This is a genomic window from Microbulbifer maximicatervae (SeqCode), assembly GCF_052467695.1.
In genome coordinates this window covers 2,765,206-2,780,602 of the sequence record NZ_CP174320.1, presented here as the reverse complement: position 1 = coordinate 2,780,602, position 15,397 = coordinate 2,765,206, and the positions used below count along the sequence as shown (strand labels likewise).

15 protein-coding genes are annotated in these 15,397 nt (G+C 49.7%); 4 read left to right on the top strand and 11 right to left on the bottom strand.

The features are described 5' to 3' along the window. Positions 1-2: 2 nt before the first annotated feature. From ACJJI8_RS12250 to ACJJI8_RS12240, 3 genes are all read right to left on the bottom strand, one after another. The gene (locus ACJJI8_RS12250) at positions 3-1,820 is read right to left on the bottom strand and encodes an ABCB family ABC transporter ATP-binding protein/permease (protein ID WP_444932534.1); all 1,818 of its coding nucleotides are present in this window, start codon (positions 1,818-1,820) and stop codon (positions 3-5) included. Positions 1,821-2,042: 222 nt separating this feature from the next. Continuing rightward, on the bottom strand, positions 2,043-2,954 hold the full coding sequence (locus ACJJI8_RS12245; protein ID WP_444932533.1) for an alpha/beta hydrolase: 912 nt from the start codon (positions 2,952-2,954) through the stop codon (positions 2,043-2,045). 11 nt (positions 2,955-2,965) lie between these two features. After that, entirely contained in the window at positions 2,966-3,343 is a 378-nt protein-coding gene (locus tag ACJJI8_RS12240) for a Cif family virulence factor (protein WP_444916407.1), read from the bottom strand. Between the two features lie 111 nt (positions 3,344-3,454). Here ACJJI8_RS12240 and ACJJI8_RS12235 point away from each other — a divergent pair, with 111 nt between their 5' ends. Further along, positions 3,455-4,339 carry a LysR family transcriptional regulator gene (locus ACJJI8_RS12235; RefSeq protein WP_444932532.1) on the top strand — a complete coding sequence of 295 codons (885 nt, stop codon included), beginning with the start codon at positions 3,455-3,457 and terminating at the stop codon, positions 4,337-4,339. 294 nt (positions 4,340-4,633) lie between these two features. On the opposite strand, the gene ACJJI8_RS12230 is transcribed toward ACJJI8_RS12235, so the two are convergent. Beyond that, positions 4,634-4,927, bottom strand: coding sequence for a hypothetical protein (locus tag ACJJI8_RS12230; RefSeq protein ID WP_444932531.1), 294 nt, complete (start codon positions 4,925-4,927; stop codon positions 4,634-4,636). Between the two features lie 396 nt (positions 4,928-5,323). On the opposite strand from ACJJI8_RS12230, the gene ACJJI8_RS12225 reads away from it, so the two are divergent. Next, on the top strand, positions 5,324-5,839 hold the full coding sequence (locus tag ACJJI8_RS12225; RefSeq protein ID WP_444898211.1) for a nuclear transport factor 2 family protein: 516 nt from the start codon (positions 5,324-5,326) through the stop codon (positions 5,837-5,839). 26 nt (positions 5,840-5,865) lie between these two features. Here ACJJI8_RS12225 and ACJJI8_RS12220 read toward each other — a convergent pair whose 3' ends face one another. The 3 genes from ACJJI8_RS12220 to ACJJI8_RS12210 form a co-directional block, all read right to left on the bottom strand. Continuing rightward, the gene (locus ACJJI8_RS12220) at positions 5,866-6,477 is read right to left on the bottom strand and encodes a CoA pyrophosphatase (RefSeq protein ID WP_444906063.1); all 612 of its coding nucleotides are present in this window, start codon (positions 6,475-6,477) and stop codon (positions 5,866-5,868) included. 134 nt (positions 6,478-6,611) lie between these two features. Then, entirely contained in the window at positions 6,612-9,785 is a 3,174-nt protein-coding gene (locus ACJJI8_RS12215; RefSeq protein ID WP_444932530.1) for an efflux RND transporter permease subunit, read from the bottom strand. A gap of 12 nt (positions 9,786-9,797) precedes the next feature. Then, complete coding sequence (locus ACJJI8_RS12210) at positions 9,798-11,120, bottom strand: efflux RND transporter periplasmic adaptor subunit (protein WP_444932529.1); 1,323 nt, start codon at positions 11,118-11,120, stop codon at positions 9,798-9,800. A gap of 69 nt (positions 11,121-11,189) precedes the next feature. Here ACJJI8_RS12210 and ACJJI8_RS12205 point away from each other — a divergent pair, with 69 nt between their 5' ends. Together ACJJI8_RS12205 and ACJJI8_RS12200 are read left to right on the top strand one after the other, a co-directional pair. Continuing rightward, complete coding sequence (locus tag ACJJI8_RS12205; RefSeq protein WP_413664813.1) at positions 11,190-11,729, top strand: NUDIX hydrolase; 540 nt, start codon at positions 11,190-11,192, stop codon at positions 11,727-11,729. 48 nt (positions 11,730-11,777) lie between these two features. Then, entirely contained in the window at positions 11,778-12,317 is a 540-nt protein-coding gene (locus tag ACJJI8_RS12200; RefSeq protein WP_444932528.1) for a DUF4124 domain-containing protein, read from the top strand. Here the strand turns inward: ACJJI8_RS12200 and ACJJI8_RS12195 are convergent. The 4 genes from ACJJI8_RS12195 to ACJJI8_RS12180 all read right to left on the bottom strand — a co-directional run bounded on the left by ACJJI8_RS12195 (position 12,314) and on the right by ACJJI8_RS12180 (position 15,394). Continuing rightward, positions 12,314-12,661 (bottom strand): YqfO family protein, encoded by a 348-nt coding sequence (locus ACJJI8_RS12195; RefSeq protein WP_444932527.1) that lies wholly within the window; start codon positions 12,659-12,661, stop codon positions 12,314-12,316. The two genes, ACJJI8_RS12200 and ACJJI8_RS12195, sit on opposite strands and share 4 nt — an antisense overlap. 73 nt (positions 12,662-12,734) lie before the next feature. After that, entirely contained in the window at positions 12,735-13,589 is an 855-nt protein-coding gene (gene trxA / locus ACJJI8_RS12190) for a thioredoxin (protein ID WP_413664810.1), read from the bottom strand. Positions 13,590-13,634: 45 nt separating this feature from the next. Further along, positions 13,635-14,015 carry an MmcQ/YjbR family DNA-binding protein gene (locus ACJJI8_RS12185; protein ID WP_444932526.1) on the bottom strand — a complete coding sequence of 127 codons (381 nt, stop codon included), beginning with the start codon at positions 14,013-14,015 and terminating at the stop codon, positions 13,635-13,637. Between the two features lie 2 nt (positions 14,016-14,017). Then, positions 14,018-15,394, bottom strand: a complete 1,377-nt coding sequence (locus ACJJI8_RS12180) for a hypothetical protein (protein WP_444932525.1) — start codon at positions 15,392-15,394, stop codon at positions 14,018-14,020. Positions 15,395-15,397 lie beyond the last annotated feature (3 nt).

The window sequence follows — 15,397 nt, the reverse complement described above, 5'->3', positions numbered from 1 at the left end:
CGTCATGGCGTAGGCACCTCGGCCGCCTGGGTCTCAGTTCCACGCTCCTGTTGCTGCATACGCCAGAGGGCCGCGTAGTGTCCGTCAGCCTGCATCAATTCCCGGTGGGCTCCCTGCTCGACTATTCCGCCCTGATCCATTACCAGAATGCAGTCAGCATCCACAATTGTGGAGAGGCGGTGAGCGATCACTAACGATGTCTGCTCGCGGGCAATATCCTGCAGGGATGCCACTATGCCCTGCTCTGAGTGGCTGTCGAGAGATGAGGTCGCTTCGTCAAAGATCATAATTGGAGGCTTTTTCAGCAGGGCCCGAGCGATAGCAACCCGCTGCTTTTCTCCTCCGGACAATTTGAGACCCCGCTCCCCCACCAGGGTATCGGCTCCCTCTGGCAGCTGCTGAACAAAGCCTTCCAGCTGGGCGTGGCGGATCGCCTCATCCACCTCAGTATCTGAGGCAGCTACACGTCCGTAACGCACGTTGTCCCGGATCGACTGGTTGAACAACACTGCATCCTGAGGCACAACACCAATAGCCCTGCGCAGCGACTCCTGGGAAACACTGCGAATATCCTGGCCATCAATGGAAATGGAACCGCTGTTAGCGTCATAAAAACGAAACAGGAGCTTAAAGAGGGTGGACTTACCTGCACCGCTAGCGCCAACAATTGCCACTTTTTGCCGTGGTTCCACAACAAAGCTGATACCTTTGAGGATCTGGCGATTATCTTTGTAGCCAAACTGGACGTTATCAAACTCAATTCGGCCCTCCATCACAGTGAGGGGGGCCGCCTGGGGAAGATCTTCCACAGCAGGTTTTACCGCCAGTAAAGAGAACATCTTCTCAATATTTGCCAGCGCCCCCTTCATCTCCCGGTACACAAAGCCGAGGAAATTTAGCGGTATAAAGATCTGCATCATAAAGGCATTCACCAATACGAAGTCACCGATGGTCATAGTGCCTTTGGTGACTCCTACCGCGGCAAGAACCATTGCTGCACACATTGCGCTGGCAATAATCAGCGCCTGGCCACTATTTAGGCCAAACAGGGACAGCCTGTTCTTACGCCGGGCCTTCTCCCAACTGGCCAGCTCCCGGTCATAGTGACCGAATTCATGTCGCTCATTGGCAAAGTACTTAACGGTCTCATAGTTGAGCAGACTATCAACTGCACGGCTGCTGGCCTGTGACTCCGCCTCATTCAACTCCCTGACAAAGCGCGTACGCCATTCAGTGGCTACCACTGAAAAGCCGATATAAATAATCACTGCGGCCAGCACTAATAGCGCAAATAAGCCGCTGTAATTCCACCAGAGCAACCCCGCCACCATAGCTATCTCTACCAGCGTGGGTACGATATTGAAAACCATAAACCGCATCAGGAACCCGATGCCGCTATTGCCCCGCTCAATATCCCGAGAGAGCCCTCCGGTACGGCGGTTCAGGTGAAAATCCAGGTCCAGCTTGTGCAAATGCTGGAACACTTCAAGCCCGATCCGGCGCTGGGCCCGCTCAGTGACACGGCCAAAAATCGTGTCTCGCAGTTCGCCAAACAGAGTGCTGGAAAGGCGCACAGCCCCATAGGCCAACAGCAGCCCCAAAGGTAATGCCACTGCCTGGGCCATGCCCCCAGCACTATCTAGGTCATCGACAATATGTTTGAGCAAAAATGGCAGGGTAACACCCGCAACCTTGGCGCCAATCAAGCAGAGGATCGCCAAGACTACGGCGCGGCGGAACTCCAATAAGTAGGGGAAGAGGGTTTTGAGTGCACCCCAGTGCACCTCATCCAAAGAGACAGTGGATTTGGGTCTCGGCATAATCTATCCAGGAGGAGGAAACAGGCGCCCATTATAATTCGTCAATAGAACTTATATAGACGCTTGCCTCTAAAGCGCAGTCTCAAAGTAATACCTTGAAGCACCTATCCTCCCCCTCTGGCAGGCCGTGACACTGATGATTTCGTCAACGCTACAGCTTAAGTCACCAAAGCACAAAACATCATTGCAGACCTGCCTAAGACACAAAGCAATAAATCGTTGTTAGTCTTTCATATGCTCCAGCATATAAGTTAAAACTTCGTCACGGTCATCTACCAACTTTTCTATCAGGTCAAGATGATCCCGATTATTCGCTAACTTGAAATAACAGGGATTATCCATTTTTAGCATTTTCTCCTGATACTCTTTGGTCTGCCGAAAAAACTCTGGCGTATCAAATTCAGGCACAATTAAATGTAGCGGGCATTCGGTTGTGTCAATACCAGGCTCTAGCAGCTGGGGGCTTACCTTTTCGGCAGATTCCATCGACATATTAATGGCGTCATTGACAAAACTATTGACCAGTGGCCGAATGTCAAATAGTCCTGCCAGGGAAAATGCACCTTTAAACTTACTTTGAGCAGATGCCGGTACACCAAATTGACTCCAATCCGTTTGATGCAACAGTGCTACCAGTTGGCCACCTGCCGAATGCCCCACAAGATACACAGATGGAGCCCCTCTTTCTTCAGCCTCTTTCAGTATGGTAGCCATTGCCCACTGCATCTGTAAGACAATAGACTCCATTGGAGTATCATTTTCCCAATCCGGGGCCATACGGTAACCCGGCATATAGACCGCAAATCCCTCTTTATTGAAAGGCTCGGCCAGAAAAGAAAATTGCTCTTTTGAAAACCACTGCCACCAGCCACCGTGAATATAAATTACGACCGGTGCATCCTCAGCAACTTCGTCTGACCTGAAAACATCCATCGAGCCAGCTAAATCACCTTCCCCAAAATTGACAGTTTGTAAACCGTCCTTAATCGCGTTGCGATATGCCGAGCTACGACTGCCAGTAAACTCAGCATGAGAAGGCAGCAGAAGATCGGTTGGAAGACGGCGGGTCCACAACGTAGGGTTATATTGCTCGTCCGTTTTCTCACGGGTAAAGCTATTCCAAAATTCACTCACGGCTAGCACCCTTACTTTTCGCTAGGATTTATAGCTTCGAACTGGTCATCACGCAGTAGCATAGTACCGTCCTCCTGTAGGACCCAGAGCTCACGAGTGATGACACCTTCTGCGTTGTTCATTTTCCAATTACTTGAGAGTACGGTTGAGACTTCATCCACTACTTCAATTTTTGCGCCAATATAGGTCACATCTGCAAAACCCTGATCTACCAGATTTTGCCAGAAAGCTTGTATATTCTTTCGACCTTCGAACTGGCCAAAGGGTTTGGCAGTCATCTGAGCCTGCTCTTCATACATGGATGCACACCCAGCTGCATTGCCACTATTGAAGTAAGACTTCCACTGTTCACTGGCAGCTTTTGTTTTCTCAATCAGAATGTCGCTCATATCAAAATCCTCTTCTGTAATAGGTAACGACCTTGTGCCTATAGATTGCCCCATGGTCATGGTTGTGATAAACATCCATTAATTGATATTAGTGTTTAGGAAAATTAAACAATGAAGCCAAGCCTGGAGGATATGCAGGTATTCCTAGCCGTTGTAGAGGCGCGCAGCTTCACACTGGCAGCCGACCGCCTGGAGCGCACCAAATCGGCAGTAAGCCAAGCAGTTACCCGGCTGGAGTCTGATATCGGCACCCGCTTGCTTTACCGCAGTACCCGCTCCCTATCTCTCACCGAGGCCGGCTCAGAGTTTTACGCCCATTGCCGGGAGATTAAAGATATTTATAACTCAGCAATAGCGGGTCTTAGGAATAGCGGTGACAAATTGGCGGGCTCCCTATCTGTAACAGCGCCTCACGCACTGTGCGAACCAGTAATTATTCCTGCAATCATTAAGTTGGCCGAGCAGCACCCGCAACTGAGAATCAGGCTGTTAGCTAATGACTCCCCCATGGATTTGATTGAATCGCAGGTAGACCTAGCCATTCGAGTAGGCAGTCTTGCACTTCAATCGGCAAAAGTTTCAAAGTTGGGATTGTTAGGCGAAAGTCTCTACGCCAGCCCGCAGCTTATTGAAAAGCTATGTGGCATTCCCTCAGACCTTGCTGAACTACAAAATTGGCCGCATATCGCTAATGATTGGCAGGGCATGCCATTAAAGTATGAATTGAATAGTGGGATTCAGGTAAAAGCCACGCCTAAGGTTCGCTGTAACTCCTTACACGATATAGTACAGTTAACCGAAGCCGGAATTGGGATTGCCAGATTGCCCGATATTATCGCTCGAAAAAAAGTGGGTACCGGCACACTTTGTCCAATAACATCTGTTGCCGCTGCGCCCATCCATTATATGCATCTATTTTCAAAAAGACCGCCAACAAAAGTTCAGACTTTTATCAGGGCTATCAAGTCCCAATTGCAAATCTGTAGTAAAAATTAATAGTAGAGAAAGGTTTAGTCTATTTATAACTATCAAGCTAACCTCATAGCAGCCCAAATAGACCTACATTTGAAACTTTAGAAATGACGAAACTGTCATTCTACAGGGAGCTACCTGCGGCCTGTTAACTCAATAGGTACAAAGGGGGGTATTCATTTCACAAAGAAATACAAAGAAGAATTTGTGGCGTGGACTGAGTAGATATTTTAACAGGCAACTCCACATTTAAATGACCAGAGCTGCAAGCTCCAGTCATTTTTAGCAGCTGAGTTCTAACCCAGCCTTCAATTCCAATCAATCGCAGCGGAAATACTTAAACGTAGAATCCTGGGTATAACGCACCAATACCTTTCCGCCAGATGTCAGAGAGTACACTTCCTCTGACTTCCAAACTTCTCCTTCGCCTTGCATATTGAAAACCAGATGAAGATTGCCATCACTTTGGCTAGCAGACATCAACTGGCCTGAAGACTCCGTAAATTGAATACGACTATCCGCCAGTGTCATCGAGTCGGCCGATGAAGAAGCGTTACAGGATTCCTCGGTTCCAGCCCATTGTCCCTGATACTTAGGAGGTACAGTGGACATTGCACAAGCCTGGATTAATCCGATTCCCAGCAACACACAGAAAAAAGAGAGAGATCTCATTCAAGCAATCCAATAACGTATATAATAAGAAAAATTAAGGATATAAGAACCTTACAGTATATCTAGTACTTACGTCTCAAATAAATCCCACCATTAGCTAAAACCGTGAAATAGTCACCAAACGACAAAGGATTTTAGGGCTTGGTATTGCTTCACTTTACACAAACAAACACTTCCCAATTTTATTAATAATTCTCTCAAGGTTACTTACAGGATTCCGGGTTAGATAACAGGTTTTGATTAATACTCAATTAATATCCTAGGTGCGCCCCCAAAAACCATCACTAGAAACTATCCTCTTCAATAGCTACTGGCGATAAAGGTCAAGGTGAAGAAATGGATGAGATTCAACAGCTAAAAGATCGACTAGCGATTAGTGATCTACTCGCCCGTTATACATTAACTATCGACAGCAATGATGCCCGAGGCTGGGCCTCATTATTTACACCCAATGGCCGATTTGAGCATGGCAATATTATGATTCGGGGAAGAGAAAAACTGGAGCGCTACGCAGCGGTTCACAGCAAGTTGGGAAGCCGGCATATTACAAGCTCCCCCCTACATTTTATTTCTGAAGATGGGCAATCCGCCTCAGGGAAAGCAACGACCGTAGAAATCATAGCAACACGATCCGGCTATCGCATTTCTGCTGTTGGAGAGTACCGGGACAAACTCGTTAAAATCGATAATAACTGGTTAATCGAATGTCGACGAGGAGAAGAAGTTAAACTTCCTGAAGCCCCTGATTTCCCAATCCTCAGCGCCGACCCTGATGCCGGAAAAATAATGAAAATATTAATCGATGCTTGGGATGACTTAGGTGAGCCAATACCTGAACCTCCCCCAAAATAAAACTAAATCCTATTTAGTAAGCTGAGCTAATTAAGTGCACGCAGCGGCACATCATCGCGGCGCCCTATTGATGCCCCTAATATTTTTACTAAAAATTCGGTTAATACCCCTGCAGTAAAGCCCCAGATTTCATAGTTTTCATACATATACGCCGGAAGGTATATTTCCTGGTTATCAATAATAATACGATCAGTGCGAATACGCGGGTCTGCAAGAAAGAAAGACAGGGGGACTCGAAATACCGCATCCAATTCTCCTGGGTTTGGGAACAATTGGATATCCGGTGAAATTATCCCTACCCAAGGAGTCACATGTACTTGCCAGCGGGTAGTGCGAGGCCAAAGGGGGCCGAGTACGCGCACGTCATCCATAGGTAGGCTGACTTCTTCTTCCGCCTCACGCAAGGCGGTAAATTGAAGCGATGGGTCTGTGGCATCCCAGCGCCCCCCAGGGAGAGAAACTTCACCGGAATGTGTGGAGAGATTTGCAGAGCGCTTAGTTAGAATTACTTGAGGGTCCGGCTCTTCTGTCAGGGCAATCAGTACTGCGGCATGGCCTTGCAGGTCAGGTCCTGCCGGAACCCTTGCTTCCAAGTCCTCAATTTGCCCTACGATTTTCTGTTCAATAATCTCTAGCATAAATCTGTGCCCTGCCCCGATCGCTGCGGGGGCTCCATAACATTCATCATACCGTTTTTCAGCGGTAACACTGAGCGATATGCCACAATATCCATTTGTGACTTACCACCCTACCACACAATCAACAGCTTGGCTCAGGTGGATTCAGACCCACCATTCGCGGTCTTATCCTCATCAATTTTGGGGGTATAGCCCCCTTTCAGCTTTTCCCGCACCGTTTGCACCAAGGCGTAATACACAGGCACTAGCAAAGTGGCGAAGAGACTCGCAGCCAACATACCGCCAAAGACCACCAGCCCCAGGGAAACCCGGCTCACTGCACCGGCACCGGTGGCGACCAGTAGTGGAATTACCCCTAAAATAAAGGACATGGCCGTCATTAATACCGCGCGGAATCGCAGGCGCGTAGCCGATAGAGCCGCATCCGCAATAGACCGACCCTTATCGCGTTCCACGCAGGCAAACTCTACTATCAGAATCGCACTCTTTGCTGCCATCCCAATCAGCAATACCAAACCGATCTGCGTATAGAGATTGTTGATAGACCCCGCGATAAATACCGTAAACATAGCGCCACCAATCGCAATGGGGACGCACAACATCACTGCAAAGGGGATAGTCCAGCTCTCATATTGGGCGACCAAAAACAAGTAGACAAATATAACGGCCAAAGAGAACAGGATTGGGGCCAGATTACCCGCGGTCACCTCCTGTAAGCTGATCCCCGTCCACTCGTATCCATAACCTTCTGGCAACTTTGATGCCAAGTCTTCCATAGCATCCATTGCCTGGCCACTGGAATACCCTGGTGCCGGTGATCCATTGATAGTGACGCTGTTATATAAGTTGTAACGGGTTATTGTTTGTGGCGCGACCACCGGGGTAATAGTTGAGATAGAAGTCAGCGGTACCAAACCGCCACTATTGGCACGAACATAAAAGCCAGCCAGATTTTCCTCTTTATCGCGAAATTGAGCATCGGCCTGAGCGATTACACGAAAGACCTTTCCATATAGGTTAAAGTCATTGATGTAATAGCCCCCCAAAAAGGTTTGCAACGTTAAATACACATCCGGCAGGGGGACCCCAAGCACATGCGATTTCTCTTTATCTACTTTTAATTCAAGCTGCGGTGTGGCGGCCTGAAAACTGGTAAAGGCCTGGGAGATTTCACTGCGCTGATTGGCATTGCCCAACAGGTCAAACAAGACCTGTGACAATTCAGTAATACTGCGCCCCTGTAGATCTTCGAGTACAAATTCAAATCCACCAACAGTGCCAATACCCGGAAGTGGTGGAATGACAAACGGCAGCACTTGCGCATCGGGAATTGCAGATAATTTTTTCTGTACCCGATCCATAATGGCAAACTGGCTATCTTCTCTATTCGTGCGGTCATCCCAGGGTTTTAGCACAGCAAACATCATTGCCGTGTTGGAAGAAACACTGCTGGTAAGCAGGTTGTAACCGGGCACACCAACCACATGAGCCATACCTGGCTCTTCCATTAGAACATCGGTCACTTGATTGACAATGGGTCCGGTTCGCTCCAGGGAAGATCCATCAGGCAACTGCACGTGCAACATAAACGTGCCCTGATCTTCATCGGGAATAAAACCGGTGGGGATTCGGGTAAAGAGCAAATAACAGAATAATAAAATCAGAATAATTGAGGCGATACCGATAAGCGGTATTTTGATACAAGCCCTCACCATTCCCACATAAAAACCTGTAGAAATATGCAGAGCTTTATTAAAGAAACCAAAAATACCGGTCTCCTTAATACCGGCAACTTCCCCGTCTTTACTCGGCTTTAACAAGCTGGCACAGAGAGCCGGACTTAGTGTAAGTGCATTCAGGGAGGAAATGGCCACCGCCATTGAAATGGTGACAGCAAACTGCTGATACATTTTTCCCGTAATTCCCGGCATCAACATTACCGGGACAAAAACTGCAAACAAAACAAGGGTCGTAGCAATAACGGGGCCGGTAACTTCACGCATGGATTCCAGCGCGGCTTCCTTTGGCGGGAGGCCATCAGCCATTAACCGCTGGGTGTTTTCCACCACGATAATCGCATCATCTACCACTATGCCGATCGCCAGGATTAAGGCAAACAATGTGATGGTGTTAATCGTCATCCCAAATGCCAGCATTAAGGCAAAGGTGCCTATCAGGGATACGGGAATGGCAATGGCTGGCACCAGCGTAGAGCGCCAATCCTGCAGAAACAAAAAAACCACCAGTATTACCAGTATCAGGGCAATAATCAGTGTTTCCACAACCTCTTTAATTGAGGCCTCTACAAATAATGTGGTGTCGTAGAGAATCTCCGCTTCCAGCCCATCCGGGAAGCGCTTCGACAACTCAGCAACCTTGGCCTTAATACCATCGGCCACTTCGATCGCATTTGCCTCCGGCAGCTGGTACACCCCAATCACTGCTGAAGCCTGGTTATCCAATTGCCCATAGGAAGAGTAAGATTCACTTCCCAGCTCCACCCTTGCCACATCCTTGACTTTTACCATGGCGCCATCGGGCTTGGCGCGGATGGTGATGTCCTCAAACTCGCTGGGAGATACCAAGCGCCCCTGCACCAAAATATTGTATTGGAACTGCTGATCTTGGCGGATCGGTGGCGCCCCGATCTGACCGGCGGCTACCTCTACGTTCTGTGCCTGTACAGCAGAGATAACATCCTGGGCGGTGACATCTAACGAGGCCATCCGGTTGGGGTCGAGCCAGAGGCGCATGGCGTAATTGCGCGAGCCAAAAATAACAACACTGCTCACCCCCAGCACCCGCGCCAATTCATCTTTTAAATAAATCTCGGCGTAATTCGCCAAAAATAATTCATCAAACTTTTCATCTGGGGAAAACAAATTGACTACTAGCAACAGCGTGGTGCTCTGCTTGGAAACTACCACCCCATCTCTTTTCACATCCTCAGGTAGCTGGGGAGTGGCCTGCTCCACCCGGTTCTGAACATTAACCTGGGCGATGTCATCGTCGTAGCCAGGCTTAAATGTCACTGTGAGACTGTAGGAGCCATCATTGCCACTGGTGGAAGACATATAATCCATGCCCTCCACACCATTAACTTGCGACTCAATCGGCACAGCCACACTATCGCGCACTACTTCAGCGCTGGCACCGGCAAACGTGGCGGCGACATTGATGGTCGGTGGCGTTATTTCAGGGAATTGCGACACCGGTAATTGTGGCAAGGAGAGTATCCCACCGAGGGTGATCAATATGGAAATAACAAAGGCGAATCGTGGCCGCCGGATACAAAAGGCACTAATCATGGGCAGCGACAGCTATTTGTAGTCATCGTCATGCCCCTCAGATTCAGGGCTTGCTGGTGCCGCTTCCCCATCAATTACCGGTAGCTCTCTCTCCCCTTGACTGTCTGTAGAGCCAGGTTTCGCCGAAGAACTACTACTTTGCTCGGCGGGAGGGGCTGGTGGCGCTTCAACATCGTAGGGGTTTCTAGGGGTATTTTGCGGCGTCACCGGCTTTCCTGCGACGACCCTCTGCAAACCATTAACGATTACAGATTCACCGGCGACAAGCCCGCGATCTACAGCCCACAACTCCCCTTCCCTCTGCCCCAAGGTCAGGTAGCGCTTCTCCGCAATATTATCTTTGCCCAAAACAAAGACATAACGGCCCTGCATATCCTCCATGACCGCTGACTGGGGTACCAACGGCCTCAGCGCGTCATTGCCGGTGTAGACGCTTATGGAAACTCGGGCAAACTGGCCCTGCACTAATAGTTGGCCTGGATTGGGAAACAGGGAGCGCACCGCTACCGATCCGGTATTGGGATCGATCTGATTATCGATAAATACGATTTTGCCCTTATGGGGGTAGTAATTGCCGTCGGGTAACTCAATGCGAACATCCAGGCGAGTGGGATTTAAACCCTCTCGCTGTCGCCTCTGGGAATCCACCTGCACCGCATAAAGTTGCTCTTCTGGCACTTCAAAGAGCACATAAATGGGATCCATTTTTACGATAGTGGCCAGGGGATCGGTGCTTGGCCCTACCAGGGAACCCACTGGAAATTCTGTACGCCCGATTCTTCCAGTGAGTGGCGCGTAAACTTTGGTATAAGAAAGGTCCAGCTCAGCGCTTTGCACTTTGGCGCGATTGGCATCGACTTGGGATTCCGCTTCCTCAAAATTACCTTCAAGCTCATCCATCTGTACCTGGCTGATAGCCCCAGTGGCCACCAAACGGCGGCCACGGTGGAAGTTACGCTCAGCAACTCTCAGGGAGGCTTGGGATTGTTCCAGAGTAGCGCGCTGATTCGCCAGTTCGGCAATAAAAGGGCGCGGGTCAATTTCAAACAGTAACTGCCCTTTCTGGACGGTTTCCCCCTCGGTAAAATTGCGGCTCTGGATATACCCTTGTACTCGTGGGCGGACTTGATACTCATCAGTTGCCTCTACCCGCCCGACAAATTCAAAGCGGGGGATAACAGGCTCTTCCCTAACAACCAGTACTTCTACTGGCGGGGGAGGTGGCGCCTTTTCCTCTTCGCCTTTACCGCCACAGGCGCAAAGGGCAAGGAGCACTAGTCCGAGCAGAAAAAAATGCGCCATCGCAGGGTAGATACCGCCTTTATACTTCAACATCACTAACAACTATAGGCGTCAACCGGTCCGGAAGCTGGCGCTCAAATCTCGCATGGGTATACTGACGCCATGAAATTTTGCAGCCAATGCGGCAGTAACGCCGTAACACTTTCCATTCCCAAGGGCGATGACCGCCCCCGCCACATCTGTGGCAGTTGCGGCGCCATTTACTACATCAACCCCCGAGTTATTGTCGGAGTTGTCCCCTACGTTGGCGACAAGGTGATGTTGTGCAAGCGTGCCATACAGCCGCGCCTGGGGCTTTGGACTCTGCCTGCCGGGTTTATGGAGAGTGGCGAAACTAGCGAAGAGGGCGCTTTACGGGAGTCCTGGGAGGAAGCCCGGGCCAGTATCCGCGTGGACGAGCTCTACTCCGTCTACGATATCCCCCATATCAATCAGGTCTACATGATGTACCGGGGTGAATTGACCGATATGAATTTCGGACCCGGGCCTGAATCACTCGAAGTTGAGCTATTTCGCGAAGACGAAATTCCCTGGAGGGAGATTGCATTTCCCATCATGCACCGCACCTTGGAGCACTATTTCGAAGATACCCGTATCGGGCAATACCAGTTACACCGCGGTGTCATCAATCGAAAGCTGTAAGCCACTTTACTTAATGAGTTAATGACCCTGCATTAAAAGGATGTTTGCATGAAATACTTCTCAATGCTCGGTGCTTTATTACTGGTAGGCGTTGTACTACCAATGATTTTACCGGGCCCAGATGGCAAACCCATCATGTCACCCTCCGATTGGCTGCCACAAAAACCGGATATTTCAGCGATTCGCGAAACCGGTGAGCGAGCTATGCAAAGTGTGCGCGAAACCACCCAGGAATCGGTTTCAAAAATTGAGGAGCTGGCAACTTCCAGTGGGCTTGTGCCTCAAGGGGATTCTACCAAGCAAACATCTGAAGTATTTACCTGGAAAGACAAGGACGGAAACTGGCACTTCTCAGACACCGTACCGGAGGGGTTGGATTCACACGTGCGTATTCACCGCGTCAAACCTCTAAATACAGTCACTGCCAATGACCCTATTGAGTTGAGATCCGACTCGATCGTTGAAGACAGTAGCCCCGCCGAAAATAAACTGCCGACCCATCACACCAGCGTTTCAAAATTACTGGAAGATGCGAAAGCGATCGAGCAAAAAAGCCACGAACGACAAAAGGTACTCGATAGCCTTTAAGAGACCTCTGCTTTATTTAAGCCGGCACTACTGCAGCGATCATCCAATCGCCAGAGGTCAAACGCCGGTTCTTCATAGGGGTGGGCTGCTCGCATTGCATCGAGAGCAGCATCCACCAGCTCATCGGCACAGACCATCTCCACACGGTATTCCATCACAGTCTCGACCTGGCCCGACTGACCAATAAATGGCTGACTCCCATCCAGCGGCCTGAACTGCCCCTCTCCCAGAACTTGCCAACAACAACTATCGTAGTCGCCAATACGTCCTGCACCCACGGAAAATAGCGCTTGCTTTACCACTTCCAAGTGAGACTCGGGAATATAAACACAGAGCTTATACATTAATAATCGTCCTTCTCTCCCCAAAAAAACAAAGAGGCCTCTTGGGCCCCTTTGTTTACCGGTAAAGTATTTTTTAAAACATCATAGTCATTAACTTGCGCTGGTACTGAGTGGCAACAGGGTCGCCAGCACCCAAACTTTTTACAATATCCAGGAACGTCTGCTTGGCAGCACCATCGGCAAAGCCCATGTCTTTACGCAAAATATCCAGCAATAATTCCAATGCTTCTTCATGGCGGTTGGCCTGACTGTACTGCACGGCCAATTGATAAGCAGAATCGCTATCCGCAGGATTTTCTTCCAGCGCCTTTTGCAGAGCCTGAATTTCTGGAGTTTCCGCTGCCTGTTGCTTCAGCTCCAATTGAGCCATCAGCTGCTGGTATTCCGCATCCTGATCTGCCAGCAGAATTTTACTGAGCACAGTCTCCGCTTCCTGGGCACGGTTTTGGTCGAGCAGGATAGCAGCCAGTTGTTTGGCGATATCAGTGCGTTCAGACGATTCCGTATAAGCCTGACGCAACAGAGGCAGGGCTTCCGCCACTTTATCTTCACCGATTAACGCCTGTGCCTGCTGCAACTTTATGTCCCAGGGTTTTGGCAGATACTTATCCAGCATCTCACGAATCTGTGTCTCTGGCTGCACACCGGCAAAGCCATCTACCGGCTGGCCATCTTTTAAAACCATTACCGTGGGCAAGCTGCGTACACCCAGCTGACCCGCCAGCATTTGCTCGGTATCTGCATTGACCTTCGCCAATAAAAACTGACCGCTATACTCATTGGCCAGTTTTTCCAACACCGGCATCAACTGCTTGCACGGCTCACACCAATCGGCCCAAAAGTCCACCACTACCGGGCGCTTCATGGACTCTTCAATCAGAATTTGCTGGGCGTTCTCTGCCGTTACATCGACAATAAATTCGTTCACATCCTCTCCTAGACTAAATCTGGGTATTTCTATTCTCAGGGGCCTCTAGCGGTAGAGCAACTCCGCTCCATAGGCCAGTTCCAGGGAATCCCGCTCAAGCTTGCGAAGCCCCTTAACCACCAGGCCATATGAGCGATCTACCATTCGCTCAATCTCATAATCGGGCACTGTGCCATCCAACAACACCGTATTCCAGTGTTTCTTGTTCATATGGTAACCCGGGATAACACCGGAAAAGATGTCCCTTAAGGCCTGGGCTTCATCGGGATCACACTTGAGATTACTGGCGTCCACCCCGCGGTAACAGCTTAAGGTAGCAAACATACGCCCCTTAATCTTAAATACCGCTACATCCGGGCCAAAAGGAAAATCCTCGATAGCTTCCGGTCGCGATAGTAAATACTCTCTCAAAGTGCCTTTTTGCATGATTACCAATCCAGGGATGACGGCAGGCGCGGCGAGGATAATAAACGGGTAAAGCGCTGCCAGCGCTCTTCATTATTTTGACTGCCCTGCTCTACATAATCAGCAACCAGTGTCTTACCCCAATTGTAATTAATTACGTAGGCGCCGTAGGCATCTACAAAATCCTTCCGCTGTGCCGCCTTGGCGGGGCTCATCAAGGTATATTTCTCAAACAACGCAGGTACCTGCGCGCCCTCAATTTCCCCGTCGATATACTGGCGGGCAATCTCATTGCCGGCAAAGCCCAACTTATCTACCAGGGCCATTACCTGCTCATACTTTTCCGCCGTTTTCGGATCCAGGCCAGCTAAGGGGTAGAGAACCTCCATTTCAAAACGGGTTTTCTCCTCACCAGGGAAAGTCAGCTCTATCCCATAGTTTGCACTTCCTTCGGCAATCAGTGACTGTGGACTGAAAAGCGGGTAAACGCTGTACTCTGCCCAACCCCGTTCCTTGACCAGAGTTTGCTCCAACAACGCGTTATAGGTGTGATGCCCCGGATACCCTTCGTGACAGCCCAGGTCAATAGCCCTATCTATCGTAATTGGCAGGCCATTGTTCACCTGTATAAGACTGTGCGAACGCCCCTTATACCAGTTGTAGCCACTCCAGGGTTTGTCGCTGACATACTCCAGAACAAAACTCTCATCCGCTGGGAGTGAAACATACTGCTTGGTGCGCGCGCGGCATTCTTTAATGGCGGCATCAAATACGGCCTGAAGGCGATCGGCAGGAATTTCATAAGCTTTGCGGAAGCTGGCTACCCTCTCACTCAAGGGCTGCTCACCTGGGAGTAATGCTTCCAACTCCTCCAGCATGGGTTCAAAACTTTCCAAATCCTGCTGCGGGGGCTCGGTGTCGTAGAGGGTTCGAGCTTCGTTGGTGAAGCTTCTCGGGCTCTCTCCTGCCAGACTACGAGCATGGAACACCAGGGCCCGCAACTGTGTCTTCAGGTAATGCATGCGCAGGTTTTCGATAGACCCATCGCCGTCGATTACCGCTGGCAGCTCTGCCAGTAAAGACTCACCACGCCGGGCGATATCTGCAGCGCTCGCCTTACTCTTGGTGGCAGTTTCACGCAATTCAGCCGGACCGTAATAGGCATCGACATAGCTGTCGTCATGATTTCCCAGTTCAAGTACTAGAAGGACATAAGCCTGGGCCAGACTATCCATCGCACTAACTCCATTATCGGACTTGGGATTGGTTGTAGTCGATTGATTATCAACCCCGACTTCAGAATCGGCTTTTTTATTAGCTGTAGTTTGGCCATCACAAGCCCCGAGCAGAAGGGAAATAGCCAGCACTGATAGCGCCTGTGCCAGTGTTCTCAAATACATAAT

Coding starts and splice junctions, on each gene's coding strand:
- ACJJI8_RS12180 (WP_444932525.1), bottom strand. CDS start 15,394: ATGTATTTGAGAACACTGGCACAGGCGCTATCAGTGCTGGCTATTTCC.
- ACJJI8_RS12205 (WP_413664813.1), top strand. CDS start 11,190: ATGAAATTTTGCAGCCAATGCGGCAGTAACGCCGTAACACTTTCCATT.
- ACJJI8_RS12250 (WP_444932534.1), bottom strand. CDS start 1,820: ATGCCGAGACCCAAATCCACTGTCTCTTTGGATGAGGTGCACTGGGGT.
- ACJJI8_RS12185 (WP_444932526.1), bottom strand. CDS start 14,015: ATGCAAAAAGGCACTTTGAGAGAGTATTTACTATCGCGACCGGAAGCT.
- ACJJI8_RS12200 (WP_444932528.1), top strand. CDS start 11,778: ATGAAATACTTCTCAATGCTCGGTGCTTTATTACTGGTAGGCGTTGTA.
- ACJJI8_RS12215 (WP_444932530.1), bottom strand. CDS start 9,785: ATGATTAGTGCCTTTTGTATCCGGCGGCCACGATTCGCCTTTGTTATT.
- ACJJI8_RS12195 (WP_444932527.1), bottom strand. CDS start 12,661: ATGTATAAGCTCTGTGTTTATATTCCCGAGTCTCACTTGGAAGTGGTA.
- ACJJI8_RS12225 (WP_444898211.1), top strand. CDS start 5,324: ATGGATGAGATTCAACAGCTAAAAGATCGACTAGCGATTAGTGATCTA.
- ACJJI8_RS12220 (WP_444906063.1), bottom strand. CDS start 6,477: ATGCTAGAGATTATTGAACAGAAAATCGTAGGGCAAATTGAGGACTTG.
- ACJJI8_RS12235 (WP_444932532.1), top strand. CDS start 3,455: ATGAAGCCAAGCCTGGAGGATATGCAGGTATTCCTAGCCGTTGTAGAG.
- ACJJI8_RS12230 (WP_444932531.1), bottom strand. CDS start 4,927: ATGTCCACTGTACCTCCTAAGTATCAGGGACAATGGGCTGGAACCGAG.
- ACJJI8_RS12210 (WP_444932529.1), bottom strand. CDS start 11,120: ATGTTGAAGTATAAAGGCGGTATCTACCCTGCGATGGCGCATTTTTTT.
- ACJJI8_RS12240 (WP_444916407.1), bottom strand. CDS start 3,343: ATGAGCGACATTCTGATTGAGAAAACAAAAGCTGCCAGTGAACAGTGG.